The 17,681-nt window shown below is 39.0% G+C and carries 8 protein-coding genes; all 8 read right to left on the bottom strand.

Annotated features, from left to right (window positions below; all coding sequences use genetic code 11):
- Window positions 1-763 precede the first annotated feature (763 nt).
- Window positions 764-3,190: a glycoside hydrolase family 2 TIM barrel-domain containing protein gene (locus tag WG954_RS14825; protein ID WP_340437451.1), complete on the bottom strand. Its 2,427-nt coding sequence runs from the start codon at window positions 3,188-3,190 to the stop codon at window positions 764-766.
- A gap of 70 nt (window positions 3,191-3,260) precedes the next feature.
- Window positions 3,261-5,210: a sialate O-acetylesterase gene (locus WG954_RS14820; RefSeq protein ID WP_340437449.1), complete on the bottom strand. Its 1,950-nt coding sequence runs from the start codon at window positions 5,208-5,210 to the stop codon at window positions 3,261-3,263.
- 26 nt (window positions 5,211-5,236) lie between these two features.
- Window positions 5,237-7,450, bottom strand: a complete 2,214-nt coding sequence (locus tag WG954_RS14815; RefSeq protein ID WP_340437447.1) for a glycoside hydrolase family 3 C-terminal domain-containing protein — start codon at window positions 7,448-7,450, stop codon at window positions 5,237-5,239.
- A 35-nt stretch (window positions 7,451-7,485) separates the two neighbouring features.
- Window positions 7,486-9,045 (bottom strand): GH39 family glycosyl hydrolase, encoded by a 1,560-nt coding sequence (locus tag WG954_RS14810; RefSeq protein WP_340437446.1) that lies wholly within the window; start codon window positions 9,043-9,045, stop codon window positions 7,486-7,488.
- 24 nt (window positions 9,046-9,069) lie between these two features.
- Window positions 9,070-11,136, bottom strand: a complete 2,067-nt coding sequence (locus tag WG954_RS14805) for a beta-galactosidase (RefSeq protein WP_340437445.1) — start codon at window positions 11,134-11,136, stop codon at window positions 9,070-9,072.
- Between the two features lie 524 nt (window positions 11,137-11,660).
- Complete coding sequence (locus WG954_RS14800; RefSeq protein ID WP_340437444.1) at window positions 11,661-12,485, bottom strand: hypothetical protein; 825 nt, start codon at window positions 12,483-12,485, stop codon at window positions 11,661-11,663.
- Window positions 12,486-12,614: 129 nt separating this feature from the next.
- The gene (locus WG954_RS14795; protein ID WP_340437443.1) at window positions 12,615-14,210 is read right to left on the bottom strand and encodes a RagB/SusD family nutrient uptake outer membrane protein; all 1,596 of its coding nucleotides are present in this window, start codon (window positions 14,208-14,210) and stop codon (window positions 12,615-12,617) included.
- 122 nt (window positions 14,211-14,332) lie between these two features.
- Window positions 14,333-17,431 carry a SusC/RagA family TonB-linked outer membrane protein gene (locus tag WG954_RS14790; protein ID WP_340437442.1) on the bottom strand — a complete coding sequence of 1,033 codons (3,099 nt, stop codon included), beginning with the start codon at window positions 17,429-17,431 and terminating at the stop codon, window positions 14,333-14,335.
- Between the last annotated feature and the right edge of the window lie 250 nt (window positions 17,432-17,681).

Here is a 17,681-nt window from a genome sequence, read left to right as displayed (position 1 = left end):
AACCCTATTCAAATTCAGCGCCGCCAATCAAACTGCGTCACACAGGATGATCGTATTAGCACAACAGCAATTCATCACAGTAGTACCAAAGTTAATTCAGGGCGTAAGCAGAAACATGGGGCTAATTTGTTGTTGCTTGACTTTTTGTTTCTTTTGTGTGAAGACAAAAGAAACCTGTTAACTTTTTTCTTTTGTGCCCATTTCTTTGCATCGCTGGCCTCCATGACAAAAGTTTGGCAGACAAGCAAGAAAAAGCGCCTCCGTGAATATTCGTATATAAAGTGGAGTTACCCTGTTTATCGAGATCAGCATAGAATGTTCAGGCATAGAAAGCAGCGAAAAAAATGCATTGCCACAATCAACAACAAACCCATGAAAAGGAGTGAACCAAAAAAGGGGTTGACAAATTAAACACCTTTTGTATCGCTTGTGACCGTTTTAGGATTAAAACTTAAAGACAGGACCCGCTGACAAACAAACAAAAATCTTTCAACAATTTTTTTACCCATTCTTTACTGAAACATCGTTGAGATGTTTCGAATTATTTCACCTGCACCTAAAAACTACAACAGCTGTAGTGAACTAAATTAACTTGAAAGAAAATTCTCAGAACAATTTGAATATTGGTTCGAATCCGGTTCTGGGCACGAATAGAAAAGCGATTCAGATGAATCGATTTTTCTTATCACTTAAGGCATCGCTTTTTATATCCTGAATGCGTAAAATCTAAATCAACCAACCAGGCGGAGGCGAATATTTTTTGCTATTTTTTTTCAACTACCGTTTTAATCGTTAATGTAGCATCTTCTAAACCAGGAGAACCAACGGTAAATTTAATATCACCAATGTTACGAGAACTTCTTATTACAACTAATGCTCGTCCATGCCATGCCTTTCGTGTATCACCAGTATATGGATCGGTGTCTTTGATGTCAGCATTATCTATTCCTGCAATAATACCTGGCCCATCAATTTTAAAATTCAAACAGTTTGAGGCATTTGGTTGAAATATTCCATTCTTGTCTGTTAATTCAATTGTAACATATATCAAGTCCTGCCCATTGGCTTCTATTTCTTTCCGGTCTGCCATGAGTTTAATTTTTGCTGCATCACCGGAAGTTTGCAGAATGGTTGATTCAATCTCTTTATTATTTTCTACAGCAACAGCTTTAAGTATACCGGGCGAATAGGGCAATGAAAATGTAGCTTTAAACTCCTGTTCTTTGGTTGTTGGTTTTTCACCAACAATTTTGTCATTCAGGTAAAGCCGCACGCCGGGATATTTTGAATAAACTTCTACCTGCATTTCTTTTCCGACATACTCTGGCCATGTCCAACTCTCCCATGTTGGCCACACCGACCACCAGGTAGTTTTAATTTCCAACGGATCCGGATTGGGCTCACGAACAGCCATATATAGTTTCTCTGTATTATTATACAACATACTTCGGTAATGTGATATAGGTTTTCTCCATCCTATTAAATCAATATCTCCACAATAAGCACCATGCCATGGAAAAAAATCATTCTCCCAATGCTCACCCGGCACATCACCCGAATAGTACCACCGTCCTATTCCTGACTCACCGAGATAATCCATTGCCGTCCAAACAAAATCACCAATCACATAGTTATTCTCCTGTACCAATTTCCAATTAGCAAAAGCATCTTTGGGATACGATTCTGTATGAACTATGATACGTGAAGGAACTCTTTTATGATCTTCCGGTGCACTGTACAAATGATAATTGTAACCTGCAACATCATGCACTGCCATCAGCGAATCATATGCTTCCCATTTCTTTTCATTCACTACAATTGCTGATGTTACAGGGCGTGTTTGATCAATCTTCTTAATTGCATCTGAAAGCATTGTGGCAGTTGTAATGGCTTCGGCACTTCCTCTTTCAGGAATTTCATTACCAATACTCCATATTATAATTGAAGGATGATTTTGGTCACGCATGATCATTGCTCCTATATCACGTTGCCACCATTGATTAAAATACATGGCATAATCAAATTTGTTTTTACCAACTTTCCAACAATCGAATGATTCATCCATTACCAACAAACCCAGTTTATCGCAGGCGTTGAGAAATGCTTCGGATGGTGGGTTGTGAGAAGTTCTTACTGCATTAAAACCGGCAGCCTTAAGCAATTCAACTTTGCGTTCTTCTGCACGATCGAAAGCTGCTGCGCCGATGCAACCATTATCATGGTGAACACAGCCCCCGTTAAGTTTTACTGTTTTGCCATTTAGCTGGAAACCATTTTCAGGTCTAAATTTTATGGAGCGAATACCAAAATTGGTTTTAGTATCGTCAACTACTTTTTTGTTTTTTATTACCTGTACCTGGGCCGAATATAAATGAGGTGTTTCAGGTGTCCATAAAAAAGGATCCGTTACTATTATTGTCTGCGTAATTTCCTTCTCACTATTCGCAGCTAATTCTATTCTTGTTTGATTATTTCCTGCAGTTTTAAAATTTTTATTCCAAAGAAGGGTTTTAAGTACAATGCTCTGTGTTGAAGATATTTCATTTTTTACGATTGTTTTCACCTGCACAGTTGCTTTACTTGAACTAACATCGGGAGTTGTAATTGCAACACCCCAATGCTTCACGTGCACAGGATCGGTAACCATCATCCAGACATGGCGATAGATACCTGAGCCACTATACCACCTGCTGTTCATTTGCTTTGAATTATCTACCCTTACTGATATCACATTTTCATTACCAACATTCAGATAAGCTGAAAGATCATAACTAAAAGATGAATAACCATACGGATATATGCCAAGCGATTTTCCATTGACAAAAACTTCAGAATTCATATAAACTCCTTCAAAATAAATGGACACTCTTTTGCCTCTCCATTCATTGGGCACATGAAAGGTTTTGCGGTACCATCCTACTCCCGCAGGAAAATATCCACCTCCACCACCTGCAGGGTTTTTAAGATTTATTTTTCCTTCGATACTCCAATCGTGTGGCAGATCAAGACTTCGCCAATTTTTATCATTAAAATCTTTTGACTTGGCAGATGCCGTGTCGCCCAAAAAGAATTTCCAGTTATAATCGAATAATTGCTTTCGTTCAACGCTGTTCTGATATGGAAAGTTTTGCCGGGCAATGAGCGAATGAAATAACAGGACACAAATAATTGTCGATAGTTTTATCTTCATTTTCCTCTTTTGTGATTCATCAATTCAATTCTTTGCAAGACTTTAATCGCTTTTATACGAGTCATCGATTTCACTTTTGAGTAATTCCCTTCCAAGTATCTGTTCTAAAAGGAATGGCAGGTAATCCTTCTTTATTAATGAGGTTACAAACCGGGTTATCGGCCCATGCATAACGCACAGCTTCAGGTTCAGCCACCTTATCACAATAAACCACAACTTCATTTCCCTTGATAACAGCATTAGCCCAGTAAAACTGTTTGTCTTTGCCTGCAATGGCAAATCCTTTAATTTCTGTATCATCTTTTGTTGAAAGACCGGTGCCGGTATTGGTAAAACTGATACGAATTCGATTCCCTTCTTTTTTAAAACTTTTATATAATGGACCTGATGCGATATTGTTTTGTTTATATACCAGCTTGTTTGCATTTAAAGCCAGGCGACGGCCCACTTCCTGTTTATTGATTGGATGAATATCATCAGCATCACCAATATCTATAATACACGCCATTGCAGTATTGGGCAGTGATAAAGTCATTGTTTGCGCTTCTCTTAATTCAGCCCACTCACTTTCAGAAGGAAGGTCTTTTGCTCTTTTGAAGTTGGCCAATTGAACATATAAAAAAGGAAGGTTACCCAGCTGCCAGCGTTGTCTCCAATCATTAATCATCATCGGAAATAGTTTACGGTAATTGTATGCATCGCCATCATTTGCTTCTCCCTGGTACCAGATAAATCCGTTGATGCCATATGGGATCACCGGATTGATCATAGCATTAAACAATAATGAAGGATAATAATGGTAGTTACGGATCTTGGGCATCAACGGCTCAATATCTTTGTTATACAACCAGCTTCCTGCTAACGAAACTTTGGTGTTACCGTCAGTGATATAAATATTATCTGCAGGAGGATTTAATCCACCACCACCCCATAGCATCGCTATGCGTAGTGAAATTGTGTTTTCTCCATTCTTCACTATACTGGCAGGAATAGTATAAGATTGTTTTGCGTTATTATTCCATATCGTTTTGCATATTTCAACGCCATTGAAATAAAGTGAGTAATTCATTTCGGGGTGGCCAATATTCAGCACCAGATCTTTTCCTGCAAAAGATGCTGGCAATGTAATTTTCTTCCGCATCCACATGATCCCTTCATAATTTCCAATCCCAAAATCTTTAACCAGGCGTGGCATCCCTACTGCCGACCAACTTGCGTCATTATAATCCGGTGAAGGAATTGTTTTATCAGCATTGTTCTGGGGATTAAAAACAATATCCCAAAAACGATTCATATTCATCGTGTCATTTACAAAATGCTGTGTGGTAAGCGTATCATTGGCAAGCATTGTGTTTTTTGTTATTGGCGATGAAAGCAACATATCCCTGCTTGTCCACGATTCTACCGGTGTGCCACCCCAAGTGCTTTGAATAATACCGATGGGTACGTTTTGTTCTTTGTGAATTTTACGGGCAAAATAATAGGCAACAGCAGAGAACTGTTTTACATTATTTGTATCGCATGTTTTCCATTGACCGGCTGCAATATCTGATTGAGGAGTAAGTTTAATATCATGCTCAACAAATAGAAACCGGATGTTTGGATAATTTGCTTTTGCAATTTCATTTTGTGCATCTTTCGATTGTTGCACCTGCCATTCCATATTTGATTGACCGGAAGCCAGCCATACATCACCAATTAATATTCCTTTCAACTCAATATCATTATTCTTTTTTCCTTGTTCAGAAATTTTAAGAGTATAAGGACCACCTGCTTTAAATTTTGGAAAACGAATCATCCATTTTCCTTTGCTATCTGCTTTTGTAGCAACACGAATTTTTCCGAGTTGTGCAATAACCGATGTGCCCGGAACAGCTTGTCCCCACACAGGGATGGCTACATCCCTTTGCAAAATCATACTATCGCCAAATACTTTTGGCAATGTTATTTGAGCACAACTTAACGATTGATAAAAAAAAGTTGTAAGCAATACAATCCCTGTTCTTGCAATTTTTTTCATATACTAAACCCTATGTCTTATGAATTTTATTTAACTGAAATTTTTACTGATTTTGAAATATTGCGTGATGAATTTCCGATGTGCAATACAAATTCGCCTGCTTCAAGGTTCCAGCCTTTTTTTATTTCGTCGTAAAAAGCGAGATCAGCAACTTTGATAGTCAGCTCAATTGTTTTCGATTCGCCTGGCTTTAGAAAAACTTTTTCAAAAGCTTTGAGTTCTTTTTCTGGACGCAGTACAGAACAAACCGGATCGCTTACATACAACTGTGCGACCTCAGCTCCATAGCGTGAGCCATTATTTTTTATTGTACATTTTGCACGGATGGTTTCTCCTTTTCCGTAACTCTTTTTGTCGGTAGTAAAATTGCTGATAGAAAAATCAGTGTAAGAAAGGCCGTAACCAAATGGATAAAGAGGTTCAATTTTTTTTGTATCAAACCACCGGTAACCTACCAAAATCCCTTCGTTGTATGTAAGCGTTTTATCTCCCGGAAAACTATTGGTTGCATGCGCAGGCGATTCGTTAATGTTTTTTGGCATTGTCCATGGTAGTTTGCCTGAAGGATTTACATTTCCTAACAATACATCTGCCAAAGCATTTCCACCTTCAGAACCATTGAACCAACTCCAAACTAAAGCCGAAGTTTTTTTGCCTATTTCGTCTATATCAAAAGGAGCTCCACCAATCAAAACCACAATGGTTTTTGGATTTACTTCCAATATTTTTTTTATCAGCTCTTCTTGCCCAAAAGGAAGCTTTAAATTTCGACGGTCAGATGCTTCGGTTTCGTAGTCACGATTAGAGCCTGCAAAAACAATCACCATATCTGAATTTTTAGCAGCTTCAATAGCTTCTTGTAATTTAACAGGGTCTAATTGATCAATGGTTACAGGACCACTCAACGTAATATCACCTAGTTTACCTGATTTTTTTTCTTCATAACGTTCTAAATAACCTTCGGCATAATTTATTTTTATCGAACCAGGCAACCTGTTTTTTAACCCTTCTAACGGTGTGATTTCTCTTTTTGTTTTTACTCCGGCACCAAAACCGCCCAATGCATTTTTTTTTGTTGCATTATTTCCAATCACAGCAATAGATTTTATACCACCTAATTTTATTGGCAATGCATTGTTTTCATTTTTTAACAATACCACCGCTTCAGAAGCAATTCTGTAAGCATCCTGGTAATGTGCCTCTGTAGCAATGCTGCCTTTCACCCTGTCCTTAGCTCCCATTGCCTTTACCTGAAATAAAGTGCGCAAAATTCTTTTTACGTGTATATTAATTTCTGCTTCCGAAATTTCGCCAGCCTTTGCAGCAGCAATTAGTTTATCGGCAAGGAAAAACTCGTTGAAAGGTTTGGGTGTTCCCATTTCAATATCCAACCCGTTTTTCAAAGATTTTACGGTGCTATGAACTGCAGCCCAATCGGAAACAACAATGCCTTTGAAACCCCATTCATTTCTTAATATTTTGTTGAGCATATAATCATTCTCACATAAATACTCGCCTCTGAATTTGTTGTAGGCACCCATGATACTATATGCTTTGGCTTCTTTTACGGCTGCTTCAAATGCCGGTAAATAAATTTCACGAAGGGTTCGTTCATCCATCTGAACATCATAAAAATCACGATTAGTTTCCTGGTTGTTGGCTGCAAAGTGTTTGATGCAAGCCATTACATCGTTGTTTTGTAATCCTATTACTAACTGCAAAGCCATCTTTTTATTCAAAAATGGATCTTCAGTTAAATATTCATAAGTTCTACCACCCAGCGGTGTTCTAACAATATTAATTGCCGGCGAAAGCAACATGTCTTTGCCTCTTGCACGCAATTCTTGTCCCACACTATTGCCAAACGTGTAAGCCATTTTCGTATTCCATGTGGCGGCTAAAGCTCCGGAGGCTGGATAATAAGTTGCAAAATCATTATCCCAACCAGCCGCAGACCAATTGTCTCTGGAAATTTCTTCACGAACCCCCAATGGTCCATCGGCCATTTTTAATTCCGGAATTCCTAAACGTTTTACCCCACCGGTTGAAAACATACTATTGCCATGTAACATGCCTATTTTTTCTTCCAGTGTCATCTTTGAAATTAATTTATCAATTTCAGCATCATACTTAGAGCTTAATGACTTTACAGGAGGCGATACTGTTTGAGAACGGGTTTCCTTTGCACTACTAATCATTGTAAAAACAACAATACTCAAGGCGACTATTCTATTTTTCATCTTCATCAATTTTTTTATTAAAACACATTCTTTAATCAGCGTTTAACCAGGTTTACCATAATAACATCGTTTTCCCTGATCTCGATTTCTTTTGAAAAAGAAGTATTGGATTTGACTTCAATTTGCTGTGTGGTAAGAGGTTTACCATTGTTTTGATTTTTTATTTTCTCAACCTGCTCCCTGTTCAACTGGTTTGGCTTACCCATATCCAGATAGCTTGTGTAAGCATCATTTATCCGGTAACCACATTTGTAAATTTCCATTGTGTATTTGCCGGCAGGTACATTCGCTAAATTAATTTTCACTTTGCCTTTCGATTTTGCCGGCAAATCTTTGATGTAATAATTTTGATTGTTGGTTGAGTCTGGTAATGTATATGTAAAGTCCCACAATAACATTTGCACATCGCCACGTGCATTTTTTGTAACCCATGAACGGGAATCAGTATTCTGTAATTCTGTATGTCCTAACTTATTTAAAAACTGATAAGCATAAAAGGCTGGTTTGTTAATACCTTGGATAGTGAGTAATCCAAAGCCACCGTGAAAAGGAGTATGACGTGGACCAGGTTCTTCAAAAATGTCGGTGAAAACCCAATACGACATTGAGTTAGCCGAATTGCCCACTTGTTTTAATTTTTCTAAAATATAAGCCGCTTCATGGTAACTATCGTGAAGAGGATCTGCAGGAGTGTAAGAAGAACTCCATTCGGTGTAATGTAATTCAAGGTTTGGTTTTGACGATGTTTGAATTTCATTTCTTGATTGCAACACATCGCCACTAACACTCATGGGATCTTTACTTAATGCAGTACCGCCTTGTCCATACTCATCTAAAAAACCTTGTGTAACACCATACGAATGTGTACTAACGAAATCAATGGGTACATTGTTTTTTTTACAAAACTCAATCGTTTCCGCTTCCCATGCAGCACCAGCAGTACCGGGGCCGCCTACACGATATTCCTTATTTACACTTTTAACTGCATGCGCAGCGTATTTGTATAACTTAAAATACTCTTCCTGGGTACCTGTCCAGAATCCGGGAGTTAAGTTTGGTTCATTCCACACTTCAAAATACCAGGTCTTTACTTCTTCAGCTCCATATATTTCAGTAAAATGTTGTGTAAGATTTCGAACCAACGCCGCCCACTTTTCATAATCCTTTGGTGGTGTTACATTACCTTTCCACCAGAAAATAGTTTGAGGCCCACTTGCCAAAGCATTCGGCATAAAACCAAGTTCCACAAATGGTTTCATTCCTATGCTTTGCAAAAAATCGATCAATGCATCAACATACATATAATTGTAAACGGGGTTGCCTTTATTGTCTTCAGTATAAACTGCCATATCATCGGTAAGCAAACCATGCATTCGAATGTATTTAAACCCGCATTGCTTTTTTACATATGCTAACTGCTGCTGCCAGTCTGCACGAAGACCTTCATTAGCCCTGCCTGCGCCAACACACTCTTTAAACATCGTATTTAGTTTTCCCGATGTTTTATTGTAATCAATCGTAATTGTTCTTTGCGCTGTTGATACTATTGAAACTGTAATTTGTAAAACACATAATAACAAAACTGTTTTTTTCATCTCTATATTTTTTCCATTTAATAACTATTCACTCCATACCAGTACATCGGCAGGTTTCAATATTTTTTCTCCAATTAAAATTTTACTTGATCCGGGAATATTCATTGTGTAGTTGTCAGACGAATAATTTACGGCAACATAAAAGCCATCACGCCAATACACATAAATACCCTCTGGATAATTTTCAACACTGGCATTTGCATCGGTAAAAATTTTACGCAACACATCTCTCTCCAGTTTTGAATCATCTGTATCCACACCAATGTATGTTACAGTACCCTTGCCAATTTTATGCTTTGTTACTGCCGCTTTACCTTTATAAAACTGGTTATTGTAAATGGCTACCGTTTCTGTGTTTTCATCCGGATCTAGTAAATCAGCCCAGTTGTTCCATTTATAATTTGTTGAGTTCATCACAATATCACCTTGTGAATAATTGGAAAGCATATCAGTAGCTTTCACCTGGGCTCCAATAAGTGTTGTTATAGGTGCAGCAGTTTCAGCTTCCCAAAAATGACCCATGCGATTTTTCGTTGCAGTGCGACAAGTAATAATTAAATGCCCACCGTTTGCTGCATATTCATTCCATTTTTTTACCAAAGCAGCATCAACCATTTCGTAAGCAGGAATAATGACAAACTTATATTTAGACAAGTCTGCCTTTTCCGAAATTATATCAACAGGGGCACCAAAAGATTTTGCTATTTCGAGAAACTTTATTGGATAATTCCATGTGTCCCACTGGTAAGTCTGTTTTTGTCTGTCAATGGTCCAGTAGTTTTCAAGATTCCAAATAATAGCTGTTGATCGTGCAGTCAATTTTTCAGGCATGCTAACATCCGGCTTGTATTGTTTGCGTAGCTCCTTTATTTCTTTCATGAACTGCATATAATCTTCTCCACCTGGTGAAGGCGTAATACCATCAGTTTTCATGATACCTGCATGATATTGCTCCGCACTATAAGTAATTTGACGGAAGCGATATGAACAGGCAATTTTTCCACCGGCAGCAAACGTGTGATACAACCACATACGCACAGTACCCGGAAGCAGTAATGGATTATAACTTCCCCAATTAACAGGACCGGGTTGAATTTCCATTACCCCGGATATACCACTCAGCGATTTATAATAATCAGCAGCGAATAAGATCACTTTACTATTTCCCAATCTGAATCCCTGCTCTCCAATATTGTTAGTTCCACCATTGGGGTAAGCAGTATAAGTTGCGAAATCAAGCTTCTTTGTGCGCATTGCATCGGCACCGGTTGAAACTGCCGTATAATTGGTGGTGATGTATTGATCTTTTGAAATGTATTTTCTCAATGTGCCTGCCTGGAAATCGAGAAGTTCGGCCTGCGCATCTGCAGCGTATCTTTTAAAATCAAGTAGGGCATGTGGGTTATTACCCCACCATCCTACTAAGTTTGTATTTGGAATAATTACCTGGTTGAAATTATTGAACCATTGACTCCAGAAAGCTGCCCCCCATGCAGCATTTAATGCATCAATGGTTTTGTACTTATTTTTTAACCATGTTCTGAATGCTTCCTGCGACGATGGACTGTAATCAGAAACAGCACCTGGTTCATTATCTATTTGCCAACCGATCACATTTGGATTTCTTCCGTAGCGTTTAGCCATTTCCGTTACTATTCTGCCAACGTAACTCCGATACTTGTGATTTACAATAGAAGCTAATCCCCGTGTTCCATTTTCAGCACGGATATAATGACCATCCATGCTGAACGTTTCAGGATAATTGATACGCATCCATGTCGGAGTGGTTGCAGAAGGTGTGCAAAGCAGCACTTTCAAATGATACTTTGCGCAAAGGTTCACTACCTTATCAAGCCATGCAAATTCAAACTTCCTTTCTTCGGGTTCCATTTTATACCATGCAAATTCAGCGAGGTGTACAAATTCAAAACCCATATCAGCGATCTTCTTTATATCCCGCTCCCACTGGCTTTCTTTCCAATGTTCGGGGTAATAATAGATGCCTGTTGTGATCAAATCTTTTTCAGGAAAGAATGAGTTTCGCTCTTGCGATTTTACATTTAACACAGCAACCACTAAGATTGCTACCATTGCAATTACATTTTTTTTCAATTGTTCTATTTTATAATTTCTCATTGTGCCCAACCTAATTATTGTGAGCCGATGCGTGCAAAAAGACCTGCAGGACGATCTGGCTTTCACCAACCGCCCCACAGGTTACCTATAATTGCTATGCCAATAGCCCGTTGAATTATTTTTTTGCATAGACAGTTATTTCAATTATTTAAAAATTGCCATTTCATGTTGTGCGCTTCTACAGAAATTAATGATCGACATAAAAAGCAAAAAATGACGGGCACTATAGAAATAGACCCGTGTACGATTTATTTGCCACACCGGTTTGATGATCATAAACCACCTACGGTGAGAAAATACGGCCTGTAAGATGATTTAACTTCCGTTAACACTCACAGGCCATCGATGGCTGCTATATGAGAAACTTATAAATTTTAGGTGCGGTAATAGATATCGCTATTTCCATTCACCAGCGAAACACATTTTACACTGTTGTCATAGCCAAGGCTATGACAACAGTGTAAAATTCTTAAATAGCTCTAATGCGTATCGTAATAATGCTTTGTTGTATAATTATAGATGAGCCAGTTATTCGCATCTTTTTTAGCGATGAGTTGCATTGTACTGTCGGTAAGTGTTTTGATCAGCATTTTTGCATTCCAGTTTGCAACCTGGCCACCTTGTGCTTTGTCGTGTAATACCTGGGCGCCGATTGTTTGCAACTCATTTGTATTCGTGTACAGCATGAATGTGCCTGTTCCAGATAAGTCGGGAAACATTTTATTATCGGAGCTGAAATTTGCATTACCCATCAAATCAAAAGTCATGGTACCATAATCGCCTGCTGAAACTCCAGCCCAGGGTATATCGCTAAATTTAGGAGCCCATTCCCATCCTGTACCACCAAAGTAAAACGGCCCGTCAAAATATTTGCTTTTAGCGGCTGCATCAAGATCCAGTACCCATGTTTTTGATTTCCCCAATCCACCTGTTAGTGCAACCCACATAGGCTGACTCACCGTATTCTGATCGATCGAATTGATCGTTATAGTTACAGGATCTGCATATACAAGACCTCCACGACTTTGTACAGCGTATTTAATGGTATAAGTACCCGGGAATGGAATGTTTACAGTATCAGTTATCCTAATCGAATTTCCTGATGGCGATACCCAATAAGGGGTGGCATTAGGAGTAAGGCTTTTAAGAACGATGTCATTGGGGTTATTAGCGCTTGGACTAACTGTAAATTTCAATGCCGTTTTATCTAAAGCCGGCCCAAGTTCTATCTTTTCGGGCCTGCATCCCGAAAGCAGGATGATTAATCCGCAAACTACTATTATGGAGTGACTTAACTTTTTCATTTGTATATTTTTTATTGGTTTTTGGCCAAATGGAATTCGCCACAAAAATTTCATCGCTGTTTGCATCAATTTGCTCCAAAATTTTAATGGATCATTTCATGTTTACTAATTTTTAATTAATTAAAACAATTACCATCCGGCGTTTTGTTTCAATACGCCATTAGACAAAGTGATTTGTGAATAAGGAATTTGAGACAACCCTTTTGTTTCAATGATCTTTGATGCTGAAATTGTCTTCACCGTAGCCACGCCACCATTTTCGAGGGTTACTGTTTCAGCAATGGTTGATGCAGCTACATTTATACCCTGACGAAGCAAATCCCAGTAACGAACTCCTTCTCCTGCAAACTCAAATCTTCTTTCATTTATAATATTTGCCTGGTTTACGGGCGTTTGGGCAAAGTTGGTGCCGTAAGCTCTTTTACGTACATCATCAAAATATTGCTGAGCATTTGGTGATCCTAATTCGGCAGCCATCAATAAAACATCTGCATAGCGGATGGATACAAAATCCTGGTACTGGCTGATCATAAAACTTACACCACCCATTTTCTCAGCAAGACTTGCACCTGCCGCATCGGCCATTGGGGTGTACTTTTTTGTATAGTATCCTGTGTACTCCCTTTGATCTTTTTTGTTTTTGAAATCGAGGCTTTCTCCGTCAATTGAAATAATAGATGCATTTCGCCTTGTATCATTTACACTATATGCATTCCAAAGTTTTGGATTTACAGTTCCAGCTCCCCAACCAAGTCCATAAGGGTAAATAGACTGGACACGTATGCCCATCATTACCATCCAATGATTGCCATCAACATTGCCATTCCAATCGCTGGTATAGGTATAACGGATACTAAAAACAGTTTCCTTATTATTCTCGCCAACATAATTATTAAGCGATGCGGCTGGCCACAGGTTGGCGAAGTTTTCAACAAGACCAAAACCTCCGTTACTAATTACATCTTCAAGGGCAGCTAATGCTTCGGTTTTAGACACAACGCCCACCAGATCGGGTTTACCATAATAACCGGTATAATATAAAAAGACACGGCCAATCAATGCTTGGGCTGCCCATTTTGTAACCCTTCCAAAAGTTGCAGGAGCCTGCGCAGTATAACTGGTGGCGGGAAGATTGGCAACAGCAAATTTTAAATCTTCAGCGATTTGCTTATAAACGTCATCTGGTTTTGCCTGTGCTACATTTTCGGTAGTTGGTGCTGTAAGCAATGGTATATTGCCCCAAAACCTTACCATATCAAAATAAAGATAAGCACGTATAAACCTTGCTTCTGATTCATATTGCTTACGCAAATTATCGTTGCCTTTCCAATCCACCTGGCCAAGATTTTTCAGCAACATATTAGCACGATAAATAGCCTTGTAATAAACACTCCAGTTATCACCAAACATGTCCTGGTCAGAAGGTGAACGGAGCTTATCAAACTCATCCATCATCTGGATGCCAAATCCATCTGCATTGCCGCTGGCGCCGAATGCATTATCGGACATAACTTCCGTGGCAACAACAGCCAATCCAAAACCAGATGAACCGGAACGTTGCAATCCATCATACACTCCCACTAATGCTTTAAATGCATCCGATTGTGTTTTATAAAAATTCTGTTCAGTAGCACTTGTTACATCTTCTGTATCCAGAAAACTTTTTTTGCAGGCCGTCAACGATAACAAAGCGATGACGGGTATATATAATTTTAGTTTTTTCATCTGAATAATTTTTTATTTTATTGTTTGTCAGATGGAACTTCGCATGATAAAATTTTCATTGCATTTCATTTTACAGATGAAAATTTTATCATACTTCGTTTCATTTTCATTTTGTTGTTTAATTAAAAACGAATATTTGCGCCAACCATCATTGTTCTTGGTCTTGGGTAATATCCCACATCTACTCCTGTAGAAAAACCTTCATTGTGCCCAACTTCAGGATCCAGTCCGTTATACTTTGTGAAAGTGAAAGCATTTAATACAGAAGCGTATATTCTTACTTTACTCAGATAATTTTTCTTTACGATGTGTGCTAAATCATAACCTAATGTAATGGTGTTGATGCGTACGAAACTGCCATCGTAAATGTACAGGTCAGAGAACTGTGCCCAGTTAGCTCCTTCTTCTGTTACTCTTGGAATTTTGTTTGATGTGCCGGGCCCAGTCCAGCGATCTAAAATTTCAGCAGTGTAATTACCACGGCCTCCGGGACCTCTCCATGATTTCACCAATTCATTACCAGCTACACCCGATCCTTGCACCATAAGATCAAAGCCTTTATATTCAAGTGATACATTGAAACCAAAAACAAGATCAGGATTGGGATTGCCAATCATTGTTCTGTCATTGTTGTCAATTACACCATCATCATTCAAATCAGCATAACGCAAATCACCGGGTTTAGCTTCGGGCTGAATAACTTTACCACTTTTGTTTTTATACGAAAGAACCTCTGCTTCCGTTTGGAAAATACCTGCTGTTTTCAAACCCCAGAAATAACCAACAGGCAAACCGTTTTGTGCCCTGTAAAACTCAAGCGAGTTGGCAAACAATACATTGGTATTACCATGTATAATATGATCATTGGTTGGAATGTTGCCGATTTTGTTTTTATTATACGAACCATTCACACCAACTGAATAACTGAAGTTTCTACCAATTGTATTGCGATAGTTAAGAGCCAGTTCAACACCTGTATTTTTTACATCACCGCCGTTGATCAATGGGGCATCTGCACCTGCAGTGGCAAGAATTGGTGCTGTTATCAACCAGTCTTTTGTTTCTTTAATATAAAAGTCAAATGCAACGTTCAACCCTCTTATCAGTGTGGCATCAAATCCAATATTTGTTTGCTCTGATGTTTCCCATTTTACGTTTGGATTAGCTAAGCGACTGGGATAGGCGCCCGGAGTATTAATGCCTTCAGCATTTCCAAATGCATAACCCGCCTGGTTAAAACTGATAGGCGACAGGAACTGGTAAGCAGGAACACTTTGATTACCTACACGGCCCCAACTTGCACGAAGCTTCAGAAAATTTAACCAGCTAATGTTCTGCATAAAATTTTCCCTTGAAGCAACCCAGCCCGCAGAAACGGAAGGAAAATAACCCCAGCGATGATCCGGTGCAAACTTGGAAGAACCATCGGCACGGAAAGTAGCATAGAATAAATATTTTTCATTGAAGTTATACTGCACCCTTCCGAAATAAGAAAGCAACGCATCTTCAAACGGAGCACCGCTTGCAGAAAGATGATTTGATTCGGGAGCTCTGTTTTGAGCAACGTCAAGATAAGCATGTTCCATATCTACAACACGTAAATCCCAGTTGGAGCCAGACAGGCTGGAACCCTTTGTATTGATGGCGGTGGTACCAGCCATTACATTAAAACTGTGATTCTTTGCAATCCTGAAATCATAACTTAATGTGTTGTCAAACTGAATTGTTCTGCCGCTACCCATTGACTGGAATACGGTAGATGTATCATTCATATCAAAAATGGAAAGTTGATACACCGGTCTGAAACCATGACTTTTATTGCTCCAGTAATTAAGCCCAACACTTGTACGAAGTTTCAATCCTTTAATGGGTTCAATTTGTAAATATGCATCGCCAAAAAGATTCTGGCCACTGTTCCTGTTATTAGAATTGTAAACCATTGAAGCGTATGGATTGGATACGCTGTTATCCCACTGGGGATCACCTACTTTTCCAGGATTCCACGGCTTATCATCTGACCTAAAGAAATTGCCGGTTGAATCATACATTGGCAAAAAAGGCGTAGTTGAAAAAGCAGAACGCAGTGAGTTACTGTATTGGCCTCCTGTTGCAATGCCATGACTGTTTACATTGTTTATTGTAAGATGTTGTCCCAGTCTCACAATATCCTGATACAATTTATGCTCTGTGTTTATTTTAAATGTGTAACGTTCGTAATTCGAAATAGACGGGCCACCTACAATACCGCCCTGTCCGGTATAACCCAGTGATGTGGAATACACAGAACCAGCGTTGCCACCATTTACACTCAATACATAGTTTTGAGTGGGAACATTATTGGCAAACATCTGACCAAGCCAATCGGTACTCACCGGCAGTTTATTAATTTCATCATTGGTGAAATATGGTGATTTACCTGAGTTGAGTGCCTGCTCGTTCATGATAATGGCATACTCCTTTGAATTTAATAGCGGAGCTTTCCATGCAAGGTTTTGAACGCCATAAAAAACATCCAGCGTAATTTGTGCTTTTTGATTTTGCCTTCCTGTTCTTGTTGTAATAAGGATTACACCATTAGCAGCTTGTGAACCATAAATGGCTGCAGAAGCTGCATCTTTTAAAACATCAACGGATTCAATGTCGGCAGGATTAATAGAATTTATATTAACACCCTGAACTCCGTCAACCACAACCAATGGCCCGAAATTGCCAATGGTACCTTTACCCCGAATAACGATATTGAATCCCGAGCCGGGCTGTCCTGATGAAGAGGTGATTTGCACACCTGGCGCCTGGCCTTGCATAGCATGCAAAGCGTTGGTGGTGTTTTGCTTTTGAATGTCCTCACCCTTTACCTGCAAATTAGCACCAGTAACCAACTTTTTCTTTTGGGTGCCGTAACCAATCACAACAACCTCTTCCAGTTTGTTGTCGGTTTCCTGCAGTTGAATACTTAAAGAGCCGGATCCAACTGTTGCTTCTTTAGAAATATAGCCAACAGAGGTAATAACAAGCACTTCACCGGCAGATGCATCAATCGTAAACTTTCCGGCGTTATCTGCGCTTGCAGAGCGATTGGTGTTTTTCACGGTAACTGTTGCTCCTGCCACAGGTTCGGCAGTACGCTGATTGATAATTGTGCCACTAACTTTTGTTGTTTGTGCGCACACATTTGTGCTTACCAGGAACACGGAAAAAAATCCCGATAGCAGCAGTGACATTAAGCGAATCGTTTTGGAATGGTTCATACTTGCATATTTATTATTGAATGGATAAATAGGTTTTTATGTTGTTTACTAACAAACGCTCTTTCCCGGCCCCCAACAGTTGTTGTTGTTGTGCTGGTAAACTTTGCACAAGTAAAATCGATAACCCTGCCTTATGAGTTGAATAAATAGAGAAACAAAGCCATGGCTTTGAATGGAGAGAGATAAAAAAATGTAGCAGTAGCAATCGAATTTTCATAACAGC

The organism is Lacibacter sp. H375 (genome assembly GCF_037892425.1).
Taxonomy (GTDB): Bacteria; Bacteroidota; Bacteroidia; order Chitinophagales; family Chitinophagaceae; genus Lacibacter.
This window is presented reverse-complemented; position numbering and strand designations above follow the sequence as displayed.

What these genes read in the sequence shown, in the direction of transcription:
- WG954_RS14815 (WP_340437447.1), bottom strand. Translation starts at nt 7,450, where the DNA reads ATGAAAAATAGAATAGTCGCCTTGAGTATTGTTGTTTTTACAATGATT.
- WG954_RS14810 (WP_340437446.1), bottom strand. Translation starts at nt 9,045, where the DNA reads ATGAAAAAAACAGTTTTGTTATTATGTGTTTTACAAATTACAGTTTCA.
- WG954_RS14800 (WP_340437444.1), bottom strand. Translation starts at nt 12,485, where the DNA reads ATGAAAAAGTTAAGTCACTCCATAATAGTAGTTTGCGGATTAATCATC.
- WG954_RS14820 (WP_340437449.1), bottom strand. Translation starts at nt 5,210, where the DNA reads ATGAAAAAAATTGCAAGAACAGGGATTGTATTGCTTACAACTTTTTTT.
- WG954_RS14795 (WP_340437443.1), bottom strand. Translation starts at nt 14,210, where the DNA reads ATGAAAAAACTAAAATTATATATACCCGTCATCGCTTTGTTATCGTTG.
- WG954_RS14790 (WP_340437442.1), bottom strand. Translation starts at nt 17,431, where the DNA reads ATGTCACTGCTGCTATCGGGATTTTTTTCCGTGTTCCTGGTAAGCACA.
- WG954_RS14805 (WP_340437445.1), bottom strand. Translation starts at nt 11,136, where the DNA reads ATGGTAGCAATCTTAGTGGTTGCTGTGTTAAATGTAAAATCGCAAGAG.
- WG954_RS14825 (WP_340437451.1), bottom strand. Translation starts at nt 3,190, where the DNA reads ATGAAGATAAAACTATCGACAATTATTTGTGTCCTGTTATTTCATTCG.